At 60.5% G+C, this 423-nt stretch carries 1 protein-coding gene; it reads left to right on the forward strand.

Annotated elements, in window-relative coordinates; translation table 11 throughout:
- The coding region (locus CXF87_RS12435) for a transposase (protein WP_198556096.1) at positions 1-423 on the forward strand (423 nt) is incomplete at both ends.

The following is a 423-nucleotide window of genomic DNA, read 5'->3' on the forward strand; positions in this document are numbered from 1 at the left end:
CCTGACCAACATCGAGGAGCGAACCCTGCTCGACCTGCTGGCCACCCGCCGCCAGGACGTGGTGACCAATTACCTGATGAAGCTGAAAGACCGGCAGAAGGTCGAGATCGTCAGCATGGACATGTGGAACCCTTACCGGGCAGCGGTCAAGGCCGTGCTGCCACAGGCCCGCATCGTGGTCGATAAGTTCCATGTGGTACGCATGGCCAACGATGCCCTGGAGAAGGTGCGCAAGGGCCTCAGAAAGGAGCTGAAACCCTCCCAGAGCCGAACCCTCAAGGGCGACCGGAAGATCCTGCTGAAACGCGCTCACGAAGTTTCAGATCGGGAACGGCTGATCATGGAGACCTGGACAGGCGCATTCCCGCAACTGCTGGCCGCCTACGAGCACAAGGAACGCTTCTACGGCATCTGGGACGCCAT

The sequence above is a fragment of the Halomonas sp. MES3-P3E genome, assembly GCF_002836035.1.
In the GTDB taxonomy this organism is placed as follows: domain Bacteria; phylum Pseudomonadota; class Gammaproteobacteria; order Pseudomonadales; family Halomonadaceae; genus Vreelandella; species Vreelandella arctica.